21 protein-coding genes are annotated in these 20,323 nt (G+C 42.5%); 10 read left to right on the plus strand and 11 right to left on the minus strand.

Annotated elements, in window-relative coordinates; translation table 11 throughout:
• Positions 1-37: 37 nt before the first annotated feature.
• Positions 38-436: a hypothetical protein gene (locus ACM0P2_RS04680; protein ID WP_173359645.1), complete on the minus strand. Its 399-nt coding sequence runs from the start codon at positions 434-436 to the stop codon at positions 38-40.
• Between the two features lie 484 nt (positions 437-920).
• On the opposite strand from ACM0P2_RS04680, the gene wecA reads away from it, so the two are divergent.
• From wecA to galU, 4 genes are all read left to right on the plus strand, one after another.
• Entirely contained in the window at positions 921-1,982 is a 1,062-nt protein-coding gene (gene wecA, locus ACM0P2_RS04685) for a UDP-N-acetylglucosamine--undecaprenyl-phosphate N-acetylglucosaminephosphotransferase (protein WP_105932302.1), read from the plus strand.
• A 110-nt stretch (positions 1,983-2,092) separates the two neighbouring features.
• Positions 2,093-2,980, plus strand: coding sequence for a glycosyltransferase (locus tag ACM0P2_RS04690; protein ID WP_159118534.1), 888 nt, complete (start codon positions 2,093-2,095; stop codon positions 2,978-2,980).
• Positions 2,977-3,837 carry a glycosyltransferase family 2 protein gene (locus ACM0P2_RS04695; protein WP_159118535.1) on the plus strand — a complete coding sequence of 287 codons (861 nt, stop codon included), beginning with the start codon at positions 2,977-2,979 and terminating at the stop codon, positions 3,835-3,837. The genes ACM0P2_RS04690 and ACM0P2_RS04695 overlap by 4 nt, the downstream gene beginning before the upstream one ends.
• Positions 3,838-4,178: 341 nt before the next feature.
• On the plus strand, positions 4,179-5,072 hold the full coding sequence (galU, locus tag ACM0P2_RS04700) for a UTP--glucose-1-phosphate uridylyltransferase GalU (protein WP_105932299.1): 894 nt from the start codon (positions 4,179-4,181) through the stop codon (positions 5,070-5,072).
• 128 nt (positions 5,073-5,200) lie between these two features.
• On the opposite strand, the gene ACM0P2_RS04705 is transcribed toward galU, so the two are convergent.
• The 7 genes from ACM0P2_RS04705 to queF form a co-directional block, all read right to left on the minus strand.
• A complete protein-coding gene (locus ACM0P2_RS04705; RefSeq protein ID WP_159118536.1) occupies positions 5,201-5,515 on the minus strand; it encodes a ComEA family DNA-binding protein in 315 nt (104 codons plus the stop codon).
• Positions 5,516-5,852: 337 nt separating this feature from the next.
• Positions 5,853-6,860: an isocitrate dehydrogenase gene (locus ACM0P2_RS04710; protein WP_105932297.1), complete on the minus strand. Its 1,008-nt coding sequence runs from the start codon at positions 6,858-6,860 to the stop codon at positions 5,853-5,855.
• 511 nt (positions 6,861-7,371) lie between these two features.
• The gene (locus ACM0P2_RS04715; RefSeq protein ID WP_159118541.1) at positions 7,372-8,982 is read right to left on the minus strand and encodes a histidine kinase; all 1,611 of its coding nucleotides are present in this window, start codon (positions 8,980-8,982) and stop codon (positions 7,372-7,374) included.
• Positions 8,983-8,993: 11 nt separating this feature from the next.
• Positions 8,994-9,368, minus strand: coding sequence for a DUF3192 domain-containing protein (locus ACM0P2_RS04720; protein WP_012517477.1), 375 nt, complete (start codon positions 9,366-9,368; stop codon positions 8,994-8,996).
• 225 nt (positions 9,369-9,593) lie between these two features.
• Entirely contained in the window at positions 9,594-10,958 is a 1,365-nt protein-coding gene (ppnN, locus tag ACM0P2_RS04725; RefSeq protein ID WP_159118542.1) for a nucleotide 5'-monophosphate nucleosidase PpnN, read from the minus strand.
• Between the two features lie 11 nt (positions 10,959-10,969).
• Entirely contained in the window at positions 10,970-12,526 is a 1,557-nt protein-coding gene (locus ACM0P2_RS04730) for a GGDEF domain-containing protein (RefSeq protein WP_159118543.1), read from the minus strand.
• 73 nt (positions 12,527-12,599) lie between these two features.
• On the minus strand, positions 12,600-13,460 hold the full coding sequence (gene queF / locus ACM0P2_RS04735; protein WP_159118544.1) for an NADPH-dependent 7-cyano-7-deazaguanine reductase QueF: 861 nt from the start codon (positions 13,458-13,460) through the stop codon (positions 12,600-12,602).
• A gap of 143 nt (positions 13,461-13,603) precedes the next feature.
• On the opposite strand from queF, the gene syd reads away from it, so the two are divergent.
• A complete protein-coding gene (gene syd, locus ACM0P2_RS04740; protein ID WP_159118545.1) occupies positions 13,604-14,149 on the plus strand; it encodes a SecY-interacting protein in 546 nt (181 codons plus the stop codon).
• 42 nt (positions 14,150-14,191) lie between these two features.
• Here the strand turns inward: syd and ACM0P2_RS04745 are convergent, their stop codons facing one another.
• Entirely contained in the window at positions 14,192-14,401 is a 210-nt protein-coding gene (locus ACM0P2_RS04745; RefSeq protein WP_373996012.1) for a hypothetical protein, read from the minus strand.
• 428 nt (positions 14,402-14,829) lie between these two features.
• Here ACM0P2_RS04745 and ACM0P2_RS04750 point away from each other — a divergent pair, with 428 nt between their 5' ends.
• Both ACM0P2_RS04750 and ACM0P2_RS04755 read left to right on the plus strand, forming a co-directional pair.
• Positions 14,830-15,195, plus strand: a complete 366-nt coding sequence (locus tag ACM0P2_RS04750; RefSeq protein WP_105932290.1) for a DUF3192 domain-containing protein — start codon at positions 14,830-14,832, stop codon at positions 15,193-15,195.
• Between the two features lie 198 nt (positions 15,196-15,393).
• Positions 15,394-16,041 (plus strand): GNAT family N-acetyltransferase, encoded by a 648-nt coding sequence (locus tag ACM0P2_RS04755; protein ID WP_159118547.1) that lies wholly within the window; start codon positions 15,394-15,396, stop codon positions 16,039-16,041.
• A gap of 948 nt (positions 16,042-16,989) precedes the next feature.
• On the opposite strand, the gene ACM0P2_RS04760 is transcribed toward ACM0P2_RS04755, so the two are convergent.
• Together ACM0P2_RS04760 and ACM0P2_RS04765 are read right to left on the minus strand one after the other, a co-directional pair.
• Positions 16,990-17,292: a DUF3301 domain-containing protein gene (locus tag ACM0P2_RS04760; RefSeq protein ID WP_159118548.1), complete on the minus strand. Its 303-nt coding sequence runs from the start codon at positions 17,290-17,292 to the stop codon at positions 16,990-16,992.
• Positions 17,293-18,342 carry a DUF3549 family protein gene (locus tag ACM0P2_RS04765; protein WP_419227377.1) on the minus strand — a complete coding sequence of 350 codons (1,050 nt, stop codon included), beginning with the start codon at positions 18,340-18,342 and terminating at the stop codon, positions 17,293-17,295.
• A gap of 195 nt (positions 18,343-18,537) precedes the next feature.
• On the opposite strand from ACM0P2_RS04765, the gene ACM0P2_RS04770 reads away from it, so the two are divergent.
• The 3 genes from ACM0P2_RS04770 to ACM0P2_RS04780 all read left to right on the plus strand — a co-directional run bounded on the left by ACM0P2_RS04770 (position 18,538) and on the right by ACM0P2_RS04780 (position 20,222).
• Positions 18,538-18,882 carry a YqcC family protein gene (locus ACM0P2_RS04770; RefSeq protein ID WP_236547108.1) on the plus strand — a complete coding sequence of 115 codons (345 nt, stop codon included), beginning with the start codon at positions 18,538-18,540 and terminating at the stop codon, positions 18,880-18,882.
• Complete coding sequence (gene truC / locus ACM0P2_RS04775; protein ID WP_419227378.1) at positions 18,879-19,706, plus strand: tRNA pseudouridine(65) synthase TruC; 828 nt, start codon at positions 18,879-18,881, stop codon at positions 19,704-19,706. The genes ACM0P2_RS04770 and truC overlap by 4 nt, the downstream gene beginning before the upstream one ends.
• A 66-nt stretch (positions 19,707-19,772) precedes the next feature.
• On the plus strand, positions 19,773-20,222 hold the full coding sequence (locus tag ACM0P2_RS04780) for a flavodoxin domain-containing protein (protein WP_159118550.1): 450 nt from the start codon (positions 19,773-19,775) through the stop codon (positions 20,220-20,222).
• The last annotated feature ends 101 nt before the right edge of the window (positions 20,223-20,323 follow it).

Here is a 20,323-nt window from a genome sequence, read left to right on the forward strand (position 1 = left end):
TTTTATAATTGTTCCGATGTCCATAAACTTCATTTACTTATTCACCTTGCGCATTAGTAGAAGCAACCAGAGGAGAAATCACTCGCCATTGACCACCGCGCTGGCAAGTTGTCACTTTTTTTTGTGCTGAAGGAGTGCTAATTTCACCTTCTTGTAAAGAAAAGCGAATACACTTATTCCCTGTCGCCGAGATATAGTGTTTAACAGCAGTGTACTCACCGCCGTCAAAACGTATTGAAAATGATTCTTTTGAATCGAAATATATATTGGCTTTTGGAATATTTATTGCAAGCTCTTTGTCTGGTGCGAGCGAGTAGGCGAGCGAAGAATGCACCAAAGGAATGTCAGCTTTGGTAACCGTGGGGGAGTTTGTGCACCCGGCTCCGAACGCAATAATTGCGAACGGCAACATAAAACGTGTGAATTGTTTGAACATTAGCTTTCATATCCATATAGCAATTTCGCGCTAGAATAACATAAGTTTTGAAAAAAGCATGTTTGCCGTCTCAATTGCTACGTAGTTTAAAGCATTTGAATCGCGCTTAAATATAAGTTGACGAGAAACCGAGATAGTTATTTCTTCTTGAAGTTGCAATGTTACAACCAGGATTATGTTTTCAAATTTGGATCATCGAATGTGTTTTTATTGCAAATTCCTTTGGCGTGGTAATTTTAAAGATTAAAAACGATGTTTCTAGAGGTATTTTTATAATTAAGGTGGTTAGTCAACCAAATGTTTTATATCATTACAGAGTTTTCTATCCACGCTTAATAACAAAACGCCCTCGTCGCATTGGTAGAAATGGAAGTTGTAAAAAAATGGATGCACGGTTTAAGTTTTTAATGTTGTTTTTGAATGCACTGATCTGTAGTGAAGCGGAATACGTTTTTGGGGTCGGTGACGAGAGGTTGTGTTTTTTATGCTAACGTACTTGCAGTTCGTTCCATTGTTCACTGCATTTTTTGTTGCGCTGATCCTTTTAGTAGTAATGACGCCATTGGCACATCAATTTGGTCTAGTCGATCAACCTTCTGCGCGCAAACGCCATGCTGGTATCGTTCCTTTAACGGGAGGCGTTGCGATCTTTATGGCTGTGTTAGTCGCCAGTGTTGCTACTGATGTTTGGATGAAAAATAACCCTCTATTTTTCACGGCTAGCGCTTTTATTGTTTTACTTGGCATGTTAGACGACCGCTTTGATTTAAGTGCTAAAGGTCGTTTGATGTGTCAATTTGGTGTTGCAGCAATAATGGCTTGGAGTGCCCAAAACTATATTACGTCGTTAGGTAATATTTTCGGCACAGGTGAAGTGCTGCTTGGACTTAGCGGTTATTTCTTCACTATCATTTGCGTCGTAGGCGTCATTAATGCGTTTAACATGATAGACGGAATTGACGGTTTAGCCGGTGGAATGAGTTTAGTCATTTTGCTAACGGTTTCCGGTTTTCTAGTCTTTACAGGCCATGGCGCGTCCATAATGGAACCTCTTATTATAGTAGCTGCAATCGTTCCGTTCCTCGCCTTTAATCTCAGTTGGAAAGGTTTCAGGGGAAATAAGATATTCATGGGCGATGCGGGGAGTATGTTTGTTGGACTAACCATTGTTTGGTTGCTTGTTGATCATACCCAAGGAGAAACGGCAGCGTTTAGACCTATTACTGCTGTATGGTTAGTGGGATTGCCTTTGATGGATATGGCGGCGATTATGTATCGACGAGCGCGAAAAGGTCAATCGATGCTAAAACCTGACCGCCAACACCTTCATAACATATTCATGCGAGCTGGGTTAAGCAGCAGAAAATCACTTGTCGCCATTCTAATGTTAGGGGCTTGCTACTGCCTTATCGGTATTCTTGGCGAAGTTTATCAAGTGCCGGAAGCGATAATGTTTTGGTGCTTTATTGGCTTACTCGTTGTTTACAGTCTTGTTATCCAACATATCTGGAGCGTACTTCGTTTTGTTAAGCGCGTAACTGCCTAGATTAGTAAAACCGTAGCCGTCTGAATAAAATCTCTGTAACATACCTCAAATAAGAGCGCATCCATTAGCGCTTTTATTTTCTTTGTTACTTATTTCGCTGGTAAAAATACTTGATAAATCAATTCTCTATTCTCCATAACAAAAATAAAAAACAGCAGGTTGAATCGATTGTGGCTATGGCGGTTTATCAAGCTGATAATGCAAAGTGGATCAGCGAAGCAGTAAATAGTATTTTAGCACAGACCTATACGAATTTTTTATTCATGATTGTGGTGGATGGCCCCGTCCCGCAAGCAATTATAGAAGTGCTAGATGAAGCCGCGAGAAGCGATGATAGAGTAATAATAGGGCAAAATAGCCATAATATCGGTTTAGCGAGCTGTATGAATTCTGTTGTTGAGTTCGCTATGCAGTTTTCCCCGTCTTTTTTTGTGAGAATGGATGCTGACGATATATCTGAAGAGCATCGATTGCTGCGTCAAATCACCTATTTAAAAAAGCATAGCAATATATCTATATTGGGCTCTGCACTTACCGAGATTAATGAAAGAGGTGAGAAGGTAGGCGCACGTGTAATGCCTGCTTCCCACCGACAAATAGTGCGTATATTACCTCGTCGCTGTTCGCTAAATCATCCTACTGTGGTGATCAGGTTTAATGTCTTTACGGATGGCCATAGATATGATGGAGATTTGCTCAACACGCAAGACTATTTTCTCTGGATAACGTTAGCGTCTCGAGGGTACATTTTTAGAAATTTAAAAGATAGACTGCTTAAATTTAGGCGAGTAAATAATTTTTATAAACGCCGGGGGTTAAGTAAGTCACTTAACGAATTTAAGGCGCGTCTGTATGCGATAACTAAGCTCAGGCAGTTTTCTCCTTACAACTTTTTATATGCCTGTGGCGTACTTTCATTACGACTAATGCCGGGTAAAGTGGTCAAGCTTGCCTACAAGCTAGATAGGCACTTATTAGAAAGGTTCGGTAAACATTGATTACTGGCGTTGTCATTGTATTGTTCAATCCAGACGTTAAGCACGTAGCTAAACTGCTTGACGCTTTTTCTTCATCTGAGTGGGATTTAATCCTGGTGGATAACTCCCCAGTATGCACTCAAAGCCTCGCCTCCTCTCACGTTAAGTACATTCATTGTTCAGAAAATGTTGGTATAGCGAAGGCCCAAAATATTGGTCTAAAGGCGCTTTTTGACCGTGGCCTTGAGTATGCATTTTTGCTCGATCAAGATAGTTTCTTTTCGCCGGTTATCGCTCGTGAATTGCTATCACAGTTTTTGGAACTTGAAAAATCATGCCCAATCGCAGCGATAGGTCCTTCTATTCATTGCCAGTTCTCAGATCGTGTTGAAGAGGGCGTACTACAAAAAGGGAAGCAGATTTCCCATTCGCTTAAAGAGGTAAAGCAAATTATAGCTTCAGGTATGCTCATTTCTCACCGCGCTTTTACAAAGGTGGGAGGAAAAGAGAGCGCCCTTTTCATTGACGGTGTTGATCATGAATGGTGTTGGCGTGCTAGAGCAAAGGGCATGGCAATTTATCAATCGCTAAGTGCCTGTATGCCTCATCGGCAAGGGGATGATCGAGTAAAGGTGTGCGGTGTAACGTTTAAGCAAGGGGCACCTATTCGACTTTACTATCAGTTTCGAAACGTACTGATTCTAGCCCGGCGTCCCTACGTTCCTCTTTATTGGAAGCTTCGTCATGTTTGTGCAATACCACTTAGGTATATTGTAAACCGGTATTTTTTTGCGCAAGGTAAAGAACGGGGCTGCTTCATGCGTGCTGGACTTAGAGACGGGACATTGCATCGCACAGGTTCTCTGGACGAGAGGTAGGAAGATAGGCATAGAGGAAAGTAGCGGTTGATACAGGCGTTAGCAAAAAGCAACACTTTGGTAAATTCCGCTGCTACGTTGTAAAATCATCCTAAGTAATCTTTCACTAAGTTGGTGCATTAGGTATCATTAATCCCACTAATGGTGCGATTAGATAAAGATTTGGGTGGTTTTGCCCACTAACAATACATAAATGCTCTAAAAGGGCAATTGGAACATCGATTGCATTGAAATGCGTTATTGAAAAGAATTAATGAAAAAAGCTTTAGCTTGAGATGCTGAATGACAATGAAGTGTCGTCTTAAGCGTAAAATTAGGAATTCAAAAAAGGAATATTAACTATGAGTCAGGTAAAAAAAGCGGTAATCCCTGTGGCGGGACTTGGAACGCGAATGCTTCCAGCAACAAAAGCAATTCCTAAAGAGATGCTTCCAGTGGTGGATAAGCCGTTAATTCAATACGTAGTCAGTGAGTGTGTTGCTGCAGGACTTAAAGAAATTATTCTTGTGACACATGCAAGTAAGAACAGTATTGAAAACCATTTTGACACGTCTTTCGAACTTGAAGCGACGCTTGAAAAGCGTGTAAAACGTCAGCTTTTAGAAGAAGTCCAGTCAATTTGCCCGAAAGACGTTACGATTATGCATATTCGTCAGGGCGTTGCTAATGGTCTTGGGCACGCTGTACTTTGCGCTCGTCCGCTTATCGGGGATGCACCGTTTGCTGTAGTTCTACCAGACGTAATTATTGATGATGCCGCTAGCAACCCTAAAAAAGATAACCTTGCCGATATGGTTGCGAAGTTTAATACTAGCCGAGTAAGCCAAGTAATGGTTGAGCAAGTGCCAGAGGAAGAGATCTCTAAATTCGGTATTGCCGATCTCGACGGCGCTGCAATCACGCAGGGTCAATCAGCTAAGATCCATAAGATGGTAGAAAAGCCACCTCTTGATGAAGCGCCATCTGATCTAGCAGTTGTAGGTAGATATGTGCTGTCCGAGAAGATTTGGGATCTATTAGAGTTTACACCTCCAGGGGCAGGCGGTGAGGTACAGCTTACTGATGCTATTGACGCATTAATGAAGCTTGAGCAAGTAGACGCTTATTACATGAAAGGTAAAAGCCACGACTGTGGAAGTAAGTTAGGCTATATGAAAGCTAACGTTGAATATGCACTACGTCACCCATCTTTAGGCGCAGAGTTTAAAGAGTACTTAACCTCTGTATTAAAATAATGGCTATGAGTTACTAGGTTTATAAACAAAATAAGCCTGCACTCGCAATTGTTACTAGCTTGTCAAAATGCGCCTATCGCGGCGCATTTTTTATTGGCAAGAAGGTCTAATAATTACAACTACATGACCTATTTTACTAAGACATAACTCTCTATTTTACTGAGCATCTTTTCACCAATCCCTTTAACTTGGGTAAGCTGAGCTACTTCAAGAAATGGGCCTACTTCTTCGCGATATTTTACGATTGCTTTCGCTTTAGATTGTCCTACGCCTGGTAAGGTTACCAGTTGCTCTATTGTTGCTGAGTTTAAGTCGATTCGCTGCTGAAGGGGCGCAGTTTCGCTAGCGTTGTTACCGTCTTCACTCATGGCCTGAGCGTGAACTGTAGGAGCTTGAATGGCTAAAGCTGAAAGTACTAACAAACCTGAGATTAACTTTTTCATCATCTTTCCTTGTATGTAATGCATCAAACACTTTCACCTTAAATGGCATTGTGTTGTCGCTGTTTAGTATGTGAGTTGTGTACACAGAGTGCACTTACGTTTTACAGGCTAGTGCAAGGCAGAACGTTGTTTAACCTTACGGCGGCGTTTTACTCTTGTTAAAGCAGGTAAATTACAAAGCTCAGCACTCTGAAAAGGTACAATTGAAATGATAAGTGTGAATGAGGAAAGCGGTAGTCCAGTTTTAGTACAGTTTGTGCGGTGAAAAAATGAAGGTGAATCAAAAAACGGGCAATAAAGCCCGTTTTTTAGTACTACTTTGTTAAAACAGAGTGGCTTACAAGCGATCCAAAAGTGCTTGTGTGAACTCTATAGTACCGGCTTCACCGCCTAAATCACGCGTAGTGCGGTCTCCAGACTCAATAACGTCTTTCAATGCTGTGCGGATTTTTTCAGCTTTGTCACCCATGTTTAGATACTCAAGCATTTGCGCTGCAGCTAGAATAACTGATGTTGGGTTGGCTAGGTTCTTACCAGCGATATCTGGTGCAGAGCCGTGAACCGCCTCAAAAATTGCACAATCTTCACCGATATTTGCGCCAGGTGCCATACCAAGACCACCCACAAGACCCGCGCACAGGTCTGATAAGATGTCTCCGAATAGATTGGTAGTCACAATAACGTCGAACTGATGCGGGTTCATAACAAGCTGCATACAGCAGTTATCAACAATCATTTCAGCCGATTCGATGTCTGGGTAGCGCTCACCAACTTCACGTGCGACTTTAAGGAAAAGACCTGACGTTGACTTAAGGATGTTAGCTTTATGTACTGCCGTTACCTTCTTGCGACCTTCACGACGAGCTAGTTCATAAGCGAAGGTTACGATCTTTTCAGCGCCGTCACGGGTGATCTTACTCATTGCTTCAGCTTCGTTGCCGTCTTCTGACACAACCTGACCAAGACCTGAATACATACCTTGCGTGTTTTCACGAACAGTGATGATATCGATATCTTCGTAACGTGCTTTGGTGCCTTTGAAAGAAATAACTGGGCGCAAGTTTGCATAAAGTTTGAACTGCTTGCGTAGGCTTACGTTAATCGAAGTGAAACCTTCACCCACTGGCGTCGTTAGTGGGCCTTTAAGTGCAACCTTATTTTTTGCGATTAAATCTAATGTTTCTTGAGGTAGAAGCTCGCCATGTTCTTCCAGTGCAACTAAACCTGCGTCGGCATAGTCGTAGGCAAAGTCACAGCCAACCTTATCTAGAATTTTTGTGGTTGCATCGATAATGTCCGGGCCAATGCCGTCACCGCGAATGACTGTAATACGTTGCTGAGTCATGTGGAGGGATCCTCTGGTAATTCTGTTGTCAAAATCGTTAGGTTTATTGGGTTTTTCTGGCGCTTTAAAGGCCAAATCCTGCCTGCTTTGTTTATTATAATGGAAATTGTAGGGAAAAACGGTAAAGCACTGCAAAAGTTGCCGTATTTTATACGATAGCCGGCGCAAGTTATAGCCATTCGTAAAGATAAATTTATTCCCGTTATACCAATTCGCATAGATAAGTGCCCACTCAGAAGGCGCTGACAAGTTTCCTAGAGGGCGTGGGAATGCAGGAATGGCTGCTCCCTTTCAAATTCCCAGAATGACGCTAGGAAGCTTGCCAGACCTTCCCGAAGGGCGAGTTTAAAATGTCCGTACTCTTTGTTGTGTCACCTTGATGTAGAACCACTATACCTGCGGTAACACGCCGCGATTACGAACATTTTAACTCTCGCTGAGTGGGTAATTATCTATGCGGACTGGTATTACAAGAGTGAGAGGTCGCTCAGAAGGTTGGAAGGCTTGAAAGTTAAATGGAAAGAGGGCAGTAGAGTAAATGCGCGTTGGCATCTAATGTTTTAAGTACCTCGTCTTCCTCTAAATTCAAAATACGCAATATAGTTTTTACTTCGATACTTTTTAGCAAAACGTAGAAGTCGTGCGTGAGCAAGCATGATTTTGCCAATGAAAACCCCAGCAGAATAATGGCTTGTTCTTTTTGTAAGGATTTAGGCACTTCGCTAGTTGGCTTGTTGCACTGATGAATAACGGCGCGCCACGTCGAGTTTTGATGCCAACTCCCAGCAAGTTCAGATGCTATTGCAAGCCAAGGGGTGCCTGATTTTACTTTGAATGCGCTGTTAACGGTGACATTTTTAGTTTTATCTACGGGAAGCGACTGGGCCACTTTGAAGCCAGGTAACGTAAAAAGCGGAGAGCATACAAACGTCATGCTCAATGCCGCTGACTGAGGCGAAAATTTAGTATTCGCCGCTTGAGCAAAGTGGCTGGCAAATGAACAAGCGAGTAGGGTGACTTGTTTGCACATGGCCATCAGGGGGAATTGATTTTGCGTCAACCTTTCTAATAAGGCGAACTGAATAAGCATATCACCGACACGCTCAATACCGTAGGTCAATACCGCTTGCTTTAAACTTTTTACAGGAAGCTGTAGTCGATTATCTTGGCTCGCAGTATGTATCAGGAATTGATTGAAAGTTGGCACTTGTTCAATCTTATCGCAGAGCGTTGGAATATCTACATCAGGTTTTTGCAACGAATCTATGATGCCCAGTAACGCTTTTGGGGGGTGCTGTATAGCGTAGGTGGAGGGCACAAACGAACTACCACCGTGGCTTAACCTCGCCTTGGCGGTGTCAGTGTAAAGGGCGACAAAATGTTCGAATGGCACCGTCAATTTGACAGGGCTATGGATAGATGAAAGCGGGACCCATTTGCCATCTACATCTTCGTTACTTAAGGCAAACACAAAGGCATGGCTCTGTTGTCTGTCTACAATCACCCCAGGAATTCCGTTTGCGTAAACTTTTGCGCCTGGCAAAGGATATTCAAATAACAACATCAAAGAGGCGATGTAATGCCTGTGCTGAACAGGAATACGAGATGCTATTAGCGTGAACAGCAAAGCATGTTCTGTTTTGTCTGATTTAAAAGCAAATACTCCGGCAAGTAAACAAAGGCGCTGGGCAATGTTAAGCCTGTTATCTGCGATGTATTTCATTTGTCTTTCAGACTGGAACGCTTTCTGTAAGCGAAGCGTATCTAACCAAATTGTCAGATTGTGCTGTCGTAAAAAACGAACAACGTCAGCAATTTTGCTTTTATCTTTCTCGATATCAGTGAACCAATGCGTCGCGAGCAACGACCCGATAATGTGCTGCAAATAATGGTCATTTAAACGACAAAGTTTTCCAAACAATGCTAACAGTAAGAGTTGTTGGGTGCCCTTGGGGAGCTCATTGTCAAGATGAAGTAAAGACGCTGGGATCGCCGGATTTCCATTTATCAAAGCAAGAATGCGTTTAGCACTTTTTAACCAATGGTTTATGCGCTCTTCAACATTGAGCGACGCATCGCCTTGTTTTGCAAGTCGCTTAAGCGTGGAAATGATATCGCTCACTCCCCATCCTTTTAACTTTTTTGGTAACTGGAATAGGCTCCTTCGCCCCAAGCAATTAACTTGTCATTCTCGAACAACAATGGCGTACATTCGTCTTGCGTAGTCAAGCCATCCGCGCGCACATGTTGGGTGCGAAAAAACATAACTTGGATGGCCATAGAACCTTGACGCTTAGCCTCTGTGATATCTGGTGACCCAAGGAGAGCGAGAACTTCTTCTCGCGTACTTCCTAGTTTCAACTTGGTGATTTGAACTCGATTATATTCTTCACGATCTTTCCAATCCATGTTTTCTGGTTTATCGGGGTAGAAAGCGATAACCATAAAAACAAACACCGCGTAAAGCGCGACGCCAGCTAAAATTAGACGAATAACCTTGGTGTTCATGACCGTTACTTCTCAATTCTGAGTTCTTAAATACATGCGTGAGGCATGGATATCATATTGAACTTTGTCGACTCTTTATTTACTGCATAGCGCATTGAACCCACAATAAGGACACTCAATGTGCGTTATACAATTATCTACAGCACTCTTTTAAACAGTGTACCGCAAAACGCGCGGGAAACATAAGTGGTAATCGTAAGCAAATACGTCTTAAATAGCGTGCCTTTAATTCGTATCTTTCACCACATAACAGGGCTCATAAGCACTACCTGGTAACTTCATTCTGTGTTGCTTTACGAAGGACTCTAACAGTACATCCACTTTTTTCATTAGCGCGCTATCACCGGTAAGTTCAAACGGACCATGCTTTTTAATCTGTGCAATGCCTTCAGCCTTCACGTTACCGGCTACAATCCCAGAAAATGCTTTGCGCAGGTTTGCTGCAAGCTCGCTTTTGTTCTGGTCGAGGTGAAGTTTGAGGCCCGACATACTTTCATGGGTTGGGATGAAGGGTTGCTGGAAATCGTGCTCAATTTTCAATGACCAATTAAAACTGAAGGCGTCTCCCATTGCTCCTCTAAATTTTTTAACTTTCTCAAGTTCTGAACATAGAGTACGGGCCACTTCTTCGGGGTCGTTGACGATGATTTGATACTTTGATTGAGCTTCAGCGCCTAGGGTAGCGCCAACAAATTCATCAATAGCTTCAAAGTATTCCTCACTGCCCGCGGGGCCGGTTAATATGAACGGAAAAGGTTGTTGAGCATTGCGTTCGTTCACAAGAATACCAAGAAGATAAAGTAACTCTTCAGCAGTGCCTACCCCACCTGGAAAAACAACGATGCCATGTCCTAACCGAACGAATGCTTCCAAACGCTTTTCGATGTCAGGCATGATTATCAATTCATTTACGATTGCATTAGGTGGCTCAGCCGCGATGATGCTTGGTTCGGAAATGCCGATGTAGCGTCCTGCTTTATGTCGCTGTTTAGCGTGACCTATTGTTGCGCCCTTCATAGGACCTTTCATAGCTCCTGGCCCACATCCAGTGCAAATATTCATATCGCGAAGACCAAGCTGATAGCCGACTTCTTTTGTATATTTGTACTCTGTTTGATTTATCGAGTGGCCGCCCCAGCAGACGATAGTATTTACACCGTCATTGCCTTCAAGTGCCTTGGCATGGCGTAGCATATCAAACACCATGTCTGTGATTTCATTACCTTCGGCGGGTGCTGTTTGGTGAAGAAAAGCGTACTTGTTTCCCATATAAAGCAAATCGCGAAGCACTGCGAACAAGTGTTCATGTACACCACGTACTAATTTTCCATCGACAAAGGCGACTTCAGGGGGGTTAATCAGCTCAATTTTCACCCCTCGTTCACGACGTATTAGTTTAATTTCAAAACTTTCGAAAGGTGCAAATAGGGCTTCGAAATTGTCTTCGTCAACGCCACTATTTAAGACCGCTAGGCAACAATTTCTGAACATATCGAAAAGTTCGCTATTCGCTGCATCTTGAAGTCGAGCGACCTCTACCTGAGAGAGTTGGCTCATCCAGCCAACGGGATTAAGCTGTACCTTTTTCATACATCTACTTCCTATAAATCAGCGCTTAGGTCAGTCACAACAAGATTACGGCCGTCACGTTTTGCTTTATAAAGATATTCATCGGCCCGTTCAAATACAGATTCCGTGGTATCTTTTTCACCGAAGCAGGTTGCGCCGAAAGATGCGGTGATTTTTACTTTTTCCTGCTTAAACTTAAACGGCATGGCTGCGAGTTTAGTTCTGATTTCGTTAAGTTTTTTGTCAATATCTTGCATCGGTATTTCCGGCAGCAACATCACAAACTCTTCACCTCCCCACCGTGCAATAAACTCATTGTCTGAGAGGTTTTGCTTTAGAAACTTGCTAACCACTTGCAAGGTTTTATCGCCCGCGGCATGACCAAATCTGTCATTTATAGATTTGAAAAAATCAATATCGACAACTGCCACGGCTAAGCTACCGCCGGTTGCTTTATAATTGCTATATGCTGTTTCTAGACGCTCGTTGTAAGCTTGTCTGTTAGGTAAGCGCGTCAGTGCATCCGTTCGACTCTGCATCGCTTGTTCAGCGATTTTCTTTTTATAAATAACGGTTTGCTGCTGCAGTGTGTCAATACGGGATTGCATAGCGGAGAGTAAGGCCAATAACTTTTCTTGGCCTTCTTTATCATTATCTTGCTGTTCGCTTAGGGTATTCGCTAGCTCTTTTACACAGGTTTGGGTTTGTTCTTTTAGCCGTTCAAAAGACTGGCTTTCAGAGACCGCCTCTTCAATATGGCTAATGTGGCGGATAAGTTGTTCGTTGCCAGCGCGCCTTTGTTCAAACTGTGATTGGCTGCTTTCTATGGTGCTGTTGACATCGTTACTTACTTCGCCAAGTGAACGATGAAGGCTTTGGATAACCTTACCTGTCAAGCTAGCCTCTGACATGGCGTCTTGTACTATCATGCGTAAAATAACGACGCAGCTTTTTAATAACTGGCCTTCATCCATGCCTTCATCAAGTCGTTTCTTAATATCATTTAACTGCTGGTCGTTAGGCTTCTTTTGTGCATAAGAGGTTATCAGGTGGTTTAGCTCAACAAGAATAGAGCGGTAGTGTGGGTTGTCGTCTTTGACAGAGCGGGCTTGCCCGCGAGCATTTGTTTTTGCGTCGTTGTCAGGCGCCGCGACTGGCGACAATCCAACCATTTCTTTGTTAAGCGCGATACGGTGCAATGCTATGGCTTTAGCATATAGCTTGTAAATGCTGAAAATATCGGTAACAGGCTGGTTTAGCTTTATGAGCTCTTGGGTAGTAAGGCTTTTGAGTTCATTATCTTCAAACACAATTTTCTGCAGCTGTTTCATTGCGTCTTCTAACGAAGAAACGGTATCAACACTGTATTTTCTCAGCGTTATTTCTTGGTGTTGCAGCGAGTTGTTTAATTTTTCTATGCTTACTGCGGCCAGACTAAAATTGGGGGTGCCGGAAAGGTGCCCTCTTAATATTTTGAGCTCGGCATCTATTTTATCGGAAAAGCCCTCATAAAAAGCGGAGAGCTTTACGATAAATTGACAAAGAAGCGTATTATTTTGCTTTAGGGTTTGTAGTTGTTTTGCTTCCATATTCTCGTCTTCATTTAAATTCGCTTCGAGGCAGAATTGTAGCTAACCCACTTTACTTAACTCACCGCTATTTTTATTGGCGGGCTTGGCGATGATTGGGATAGGGCGTCTCGAAATTTGAGCGGAAGGGGTTTATATCCAATCCTCCTCTTCGCGTATATCTCGCACAAACAGTTAACTTTTCTGGGCTGCACTTGTGCATAATGTCGCTGTAAATGCGTTCAACACACTGCTCATGAAATTCATTATGCTGCCTAAAGCTAATTAAATATTGTAAGAGCCCTTCGCGGGCTATCGCCTTTCCTTCATATCTTATTTGAATACTAGCCCAATCTGGTTGGCTTGTTATTAAGCAATTAGATTTAAGTAAGTGGGAAACGAGTGTCTCTTTCACTTCTTCGTGGCTTTCATCGACAGTTAGATAGTGCGTATTAGGTGAATATTCATCGACAGTTATGTCTAGCTCATCCAATAGAACGCCTTCGAACTCTTTAAACTGCAGTTCAGCAAAATGCTGGGGCAAGATTAAGTTTACGTCCACCGGTTGTCCGGCACATGCAGATAGATCAGCTTGTAATACGTTTTTTACTTCATCGTCAGAGGAAAACTGACTTTGGTTAAAGCTGTTTAAGTATAACTTGAACGATTTTGACTCAATGAGATTTTCTGACGTTATCGGAACACGGCATTCTAAAATAGCGACACAGGGTTTTCCCTTCGGGTTTAGCCAGGAAAGTTCGTAGCCCGTCCATGTATCTATACCTGTAAAAGGCAGTTGGTTACCATTTAGATTGAGCGTGTCACGGCTAAGGCTGCGCGGCACTCCCTGCAATAGACTTGGATTATATTCAAACTCGTAGTCAACCTGTTTTCCCAAAGAAAGGTTATCAGGTGCAGAGATAATAATTTTTTTAGGTGGGTTGTCAGTCGACATAAGAACCTTTTATATATCTACTAGAAGGCGAAGGAAATTTGCGCTGAACCTCTGTGAGTTCGAATAGCGAGTACCGTGGCCTTGATATTGACTTAACTGTTTAGTTGTATAGTGTACCCCAAAAATACGCAGGTAACGTCACAATGGCTCTAACAATTTCAGAACAATTAACTAAATTTGTATCATCTTATGTCGAAGAGGCGAAAAGCGAAGGGCTCAAAATAGTTTTCGATAGCGACTGGCCATCACCCTGCTATCAAGAGGCGGCAGAAGACGGTGACTTTGTAAGATGGAAGCCAACGTTACAAACTCCTAAACTTTCTTTCGATAATGTGGAAGAAGCGATGTCGTTGAAGCTGCATCCGGATTATTGTAGTTATTTTACTGTCTATTACAGCGATAACTTAAAAGCGAAAGCCCCACAAGGTAACTGCGAACTGCTTCAGGTATTTAACCATGAAGACTTTGAGCGGCTTCAGCAAAACTTAATTGGTCACTTATTGATGAAGCAGCGGCTAAAGCAAGCTCCAACCTTATTTTTTGGCCTTACTGATGAAGAGGATTTTATTCTTACTGTCGTAAATGACAGTGGTGAAGTTGCACTAGAACAAGTAGGTAAAGAGCCAACACAAATTCTTGCGCCATCATTAGCTGAGTTTCTAGCGCAGCTTACGCCTATTACAAGGTAATACCTATCTATGCGGACTGGTATAAAGGCTCCCATCGTGTCGTTATCTCTTTTCGTTAACGAGCTGCTGTACTATCTGCTTTAGCTCAGTGACTTCTTTTTCTAACATTGCAATTTGTTCGTAAAGGTGTCGAATAGCACTAGAAGGTAATTCAGAGACTTGTGGGGGTAACGAACCACTTTCATTCCTATCAACGGCTGGTTTGTTAGCGTTAAAACGTTTAATGGCCTCAATCGCTTCGGTTACTGACACTTTATACGGCGCCTTTGCTCGCAAAATTCCTACTGTGGGTGTTTTACCTTCATTATGCATTTGGAGGCAAAGAGCGTGAAGTTGTTGTAAGTTCGAATTATTCATTATGAAGGAATGGTAGGTTGGAATGCGGATTAGTTTAGCTTGATAAGATGGTTAATTTCACCAAAAAATTAGTGATTTCGCTAACCGCAAAAGGTGGGGAACGATAGATTTTTATTAAAATCTTTAAATATTAATTACTTAAAATCTTGGTCCTATTCTTGTTTACTTTGTTTTCAATTACTTAATACGCATTTAGCGAGTGTCGAAACGTTGTAGGTATTTCGGATTGGAACTTAATGTTGCGTCAGGTTGCAGACTTAATACCTTACAAAACCTCGCGTCAAAATTGTAAATTACTGCACAAATAAAAATAAGGAATTCACATGAAAATTATGCTTCTTTCTGCTGCTTTAGCCTCTTCACTTCTATTATCGGGATGTGTTGTATCTGTTGGCGGAGGTTCAGATAGTCATTATGGCGCTGATTGGGAAGATAGAGAGTTTAACAATCGTAAGCACATCGCAAATCTTGAGAAGGGGACAAGCTATGAGAGCGTGCTCAGAAAGATGGGTGTAGCAGACTTCAATGAACTGTTTGAAAAGCAAGATGGCACTTACCGTGTACTTTATTACCGAACGCAAAAAACCATGGGTGACGGTATTACAACGAAAGATGAATGCACGCCTCTTGTATTTAGAGATGGAAACCTCGTTGGATGGGGTGATAGTGCTTACGGTCTAATGCACTAATTGTTCTTAGAACCAGTGCGTCAAGTGCTGGGTTAAGTGTTTTTTGTTAATAAAAAGTTAACATCTTGGGGGTTTTCGCGTAGGGTAAAGTTTGAGCGGGTGAAATGGTCGATAGAGGTTTTTAATTTAAAGATCGCAATAACTCATTTCACTGTAATGGTTAAGCCACTAACAAAACTTTGCGTTTGAGGAGCCCCTATGAGTAACGAAGCGATAGATGGTGCGTTAGCCCCTCTTCAAGACATTGTCAAAGCGATATACCTAACCGTAGACGATCTCAAAGTCGCCGCCTCTATCCTTTATAACGCTTATGTCGACGACCCTTTGTTTATAGATATTTTTCAAGCTGAGAAAGAAGGTTATGAGAACCGTCTTCGCTCTGCGATTCGTGAGGAATTAAACGCATTTTGGGTAGCAGAGCAACCAATGATTGGGCTTTTTGATGAAGAAAGGCTGATTGCAGTTGCTTGCTTAACAGCGCCTGACGCAGCATTCGGCTCTGGTCGATACTGGCACTGGAGACTAAGAATGTTGCTTACGGCGGGGCTATTTGGTACCAAACAGATGCTGGAGAAAGAAGAAAAAGTCAGGTCACTGGTGCCTGCTGATAACTTCCACATGCTCAGTTTTATTGCGGTTCATCCAGATTACCAACATCATGGTCTTGGTCATATATTACTTGGCGCTATTGATAGCGTAGTTGAGGAAGATGAAAAGAGTGAAGGGGTATCAGTGTTTGTTACCATTGATAAACACCGTTCTTTTTTTAACGACGATAATTATCAGGTAGTCGGGCAGCTAAGCCTTTCTCATGTTAAAGGCGACGTAATGTTTCGTCGCACCTGATTCCTTTCCAACCTCGTTTTGTTCGTTTCTTGAACCGCTCTGGCCATCTTAATCTTCGTAACGTTAAATTTATGACAGAGTTTGTAGGATATGTCTTACAAACTCTGTGCGTGATCCTACCTAAATTCATCAATACAAAATTAGACAAAAGTATAAAGCTATTGATTTTATTGGATTTTCTTATAGTTAGTCCAAAGTAGTAAGAAAAACTTTCTAAAATTGCTGTAATTCAACATGGCGGTAATATTTAGAAGGAATACTATAAACACGTCACAAGGAAACACGACGAGTCACGGATTGAGTAAGGAAAGCGATAGGACAACTTAAGGATAAGATTCTCATAGGATAGTGAGAGAAGGGAAAAGGAAAGCAGTTAGGAAACTGCAGCGATAAGGACATTGAAGGGATAGTAAGGATTTAGGATGTTTTGTGTGATAGGACATCACGACAGGATGTAGCAAAGGAATAGGGACAAATGCTAGCAAGGAGCTAGTCGGCATGAAGCCAAGGGCGAGGAAATGTCTTTAAAGGATACTGAGTTTGCATGGACGAGCAAACCAAGGATGAATAAAGGACATGCTGAAGGATTAGCAAAGCTGTAGCAGGATGTGCAGTATATGATGGATAAAGGAAAGGAATGTCAGCGGAGCCTGACTAGGACAGCCTCAGGATGAGGAACACTGTACAACGGATTTGCAGTTATGTAGGAGCAAGGGAAGGGACCTACGCATGGATGGGTAGCTCGCACAGGAAGGCGCGAGAGTAGATGGAAAGGGGCGTATACGGATTTTAATCGGGAAGATTTTAGTCGCAAAGGATCGCGGAGAAGGATACTCAAAATTCCAGGAAAAAGGGGAGCCGTCAGGTTCCCCTTTTTTTTGTAAAAATGTCCCGTCCTGAGAACTCGTTGGAGAATTAGGAAGCGTGCCCGCTTTCCGACTTAAAGGCTTAAACTCTATGTGGTGGCACCTCTGTTCGCATAATTCTTACACCTATCAATTCAACTTCGCCGGTGTACCTGTCCTCGCCATTACTTGAAAACTCAAAATTGAATAAGCTGTGCCAGTCTGGCTTACCATATTTAAATGAGAATCGGGTTCTTGCTCGTGCCACACTCAACAATTGCAAACCGTGTTTATCGCAGTATTGTTTTAGATAAGTGTTTGTTCGTTCGGAAATAGCGCGTATACGCCAAAACTGATAGCCTGTAAATCCAATAACCAGCCACACTACTAATTCGAGTAACGTCATCTACTTTCTCGCTTGTGCAAACAGTTGTTGAAATGCGTTTGAGAGAACGTTTGAGTTTGCATTTGAATGTAAGAGCGTCAGCACTTGTCTGCGCAATTTCGGGATTTGTACTAAATCGGAGAAAAAACCTGCAAATAAAGCACCTTGATGCCCCTCTTTCTCATCAACTTTGGCTGTTTGTTCAAGAAAGGCACTCAGCAGCAACGGTTCCATTTGTTCAAAGTGACGGGCAGCAATTACGCTAAGAATATCCAGTCTTTGTGATTTTTCGTCTTTTAATAAATCAAGAAGCTTATTATTTATTAGAGCGTTAAAGGACCCTTCTGACGAGCCCCTTAGCGCTGCTAAATTAATATCGGAACGCTTATCTATCTCGTTTAAATACATGGCTAACAAATGTTCAGACAACGCTACGCTTTCACTCATTTCCATTAGCGTATCAAGAAATACATTAGAATAAAGCGATACGTTGTTTCTAATCGCATTTTCTAAAGTATCTCTTTTGGGATGTGTACTGAAGCGATACGCAAAATCCGCGACGCTCTGCATTGAGATTTGCTGCCAGTCAACAAGTTGCGGAGCTTGAATATAGGCTTCAACTTTCTGTGCTTCTTCACTTAACGGTTGCGCTAAGGTATGTTTGACCAGTGCGTTGAACTGAGCGAGTTGCGATTGATTGGGAACAAAAGAATATGGATTATCCGGCAGCTTCTGCGCGTTTTCCGTATCTTCAGCAACAGATTGCCCTAGCGCATCAACAATAATCTCTAGAAAGTGATTTCTAGCAGCGGCAACCACCAAACCTTGTTCATCAAGCGGCAATTTAACGAACCAAATATAATGTTGCGTTGAAGCATTTTTATTCCAAAATACAATGCCAAACCAAGCATGCTGCTGACGAGGATAGGGCGCATAGGCGCTGCCGTTTTCTATTTCTAGAAAAATTTGACTATCTGTAGGTTCAAGGCGGCGACCTAAATCAAAAACTAGATATTCAGTGCCTGCATGTAACAAAAACTCACTGATAGAATTAATACTGTTAGCGCTCATAACTCGTTCCAAAAAACTGCTTTGATAAAAATGTTTCAGGGCGAGCATTCTTCAATGAGATACCGCCAAGAAACATTGGTAATGGTATCACAGCATAAGAATTTCAACGATAAGCCACACTGACTTATGTTCACCTTAAGCCCCTGCTATACTGCGCGCCTCAAAATTGAAGCGTTCATGTTTTGCGGGGACATAGTGAATCAGTCAAAAGGTATGCGTTATATTGCATTTAAATGCGCGCTGGAACAGTTAGAGACTACCATGAAAGAAGAGGGGGTTTGGCCGAGCAAAACGCCGAGTAAGCAAGACCTCAACAGAGCGATGGAGAGTACAGTCCCTTTTTCTGTAGACTGTTTAACGTTTGAAAGTTGGTTAGCCTTTATTTTTATTCCTAAATTGCGTGTTTTGCTGTCGCTAGAATCTCCTCTACCGCCAATGCAAATTGCGCCTGCCGCTGAAGTTTATCTATCCAGTGCAAAGCAACGAACGCTCTATCAACTGCAAAAAATTGATGATATTGCCAATGGAGACATTGGATGAATAGGCGTAACCAACCCCAATATTCTATAGACAGTGACGCAAGGTGCCATTTGAAAACAACGTCAGAAGAAAAAGAGGATCAACAAGGCGACTTTAGCGCTCTGCATCTACCTGTGCTGTATCAAGATGAGTATATCGTCGCTATAAATAAGCCGCCGGGTCTACTTGTACACAGAAGTCCGATAGACAGACATGAAACCGTGTTTGCGGTTCAAACACTCAGAGATCAAATTGGAAGGCACGTGTTTCCTGCTCATCGCCTCGATAGACCTACATCTGGCGTGTTGGTGTTTAGTTTCAGCTCTGAAATCGCGGCAAAGCTTGGTCAGCAAATGATGGATAAGCAAGTAGTAAAAGCATATCACGCCATTGTTCGCGGTTTTGTGCATTACACTGGGTTTATCGACTACGCGCTAAAATATCGCTACGATAAAATTGCTGATAAACACAAACGTCCCCAGCAAGCTCCACAACCCGCATCAACAATGTATCAGTCGGTGGCACATTTCGAAGTACCAGAGCCTGTTGGTAAGTATCAAAGCGCACGTTATTCTCTCGTGAAGCTTTCCCCGAGTACAGGAAGAAAGCATCAGCTTCGTAGGCACATGGTGCACCTCCGTCATCCGATCATTGGCGATACGACCCATGGAGACGGTAAACAAAACAAATTTGCTAAACAGCACTTTAATTTTAACAATTTGGCCTTAAGTTGTACCCATATGGGATTCTCCCACCCGCTAACTGGAAAGTGGATAACCATTAATGGCGAGATGAATCATGGAATGCAACAATTAGTAGCGCAATTGGAACCGTTTAGGGTTTGAATCTATAAAGAAGTCAGAATTCCAGCCTGTCGCTATAGGCAACGAATATTAGTTTAAGAGGTAAAAATGGCAACATTGAAAATTATTGCGGGTACGGTATACGGGAATGCGCAACACGTGGCCGAGCAGGTAGAAGAAAGCTTAGCCGAACAGGGGGTTGACTGCTCACTAGAAAGTGACCCTTCGGTTGCCGATTTCACCGATGCAGATGCGCTCCTTATTATTACGTCTACAACCGGTCAGGGTGATGTGCCACCTAACCTAGAGTTCGTTTTTTCGGATTTGAAAGACGAAGCGCCAATGCTGAGCGGAAAGCCATTTGCGGTAGCAGCATTAGGCGACAGCAGCTACGGAGAGAGTTTCTGTGGCGCAGGTAAACAATTCCAAGCGCTACTTACAGAACTACAAGGCAGCGCAGTTGCAGATATGTTGGAAGTTGACGCGATTGAAACATTAGAGCCAGAAAAAGATGTGGTAGAGTGGGTTAACGCTATTAAAGATAAATTGCTGGCCTAAACCAGTAGACGCTTTTTGATTATGAATAGAAAGAGGCGCTTATGCGCCTCTTTTAGTTTGTGACTCTATTAGCATGTGGCTCGGCTAATTAAAACTAATCC

This window comes from Alteromonas sp. OM2203, assembly GCF_048517045.1.
Classification (GTDB): domain Bacteria; phylum Pseudomonadota; class Gammaproteobacteria; order Enterobacterales; family Alteromonadaceae; genus Alteromonas; species Alteromonas gracilis.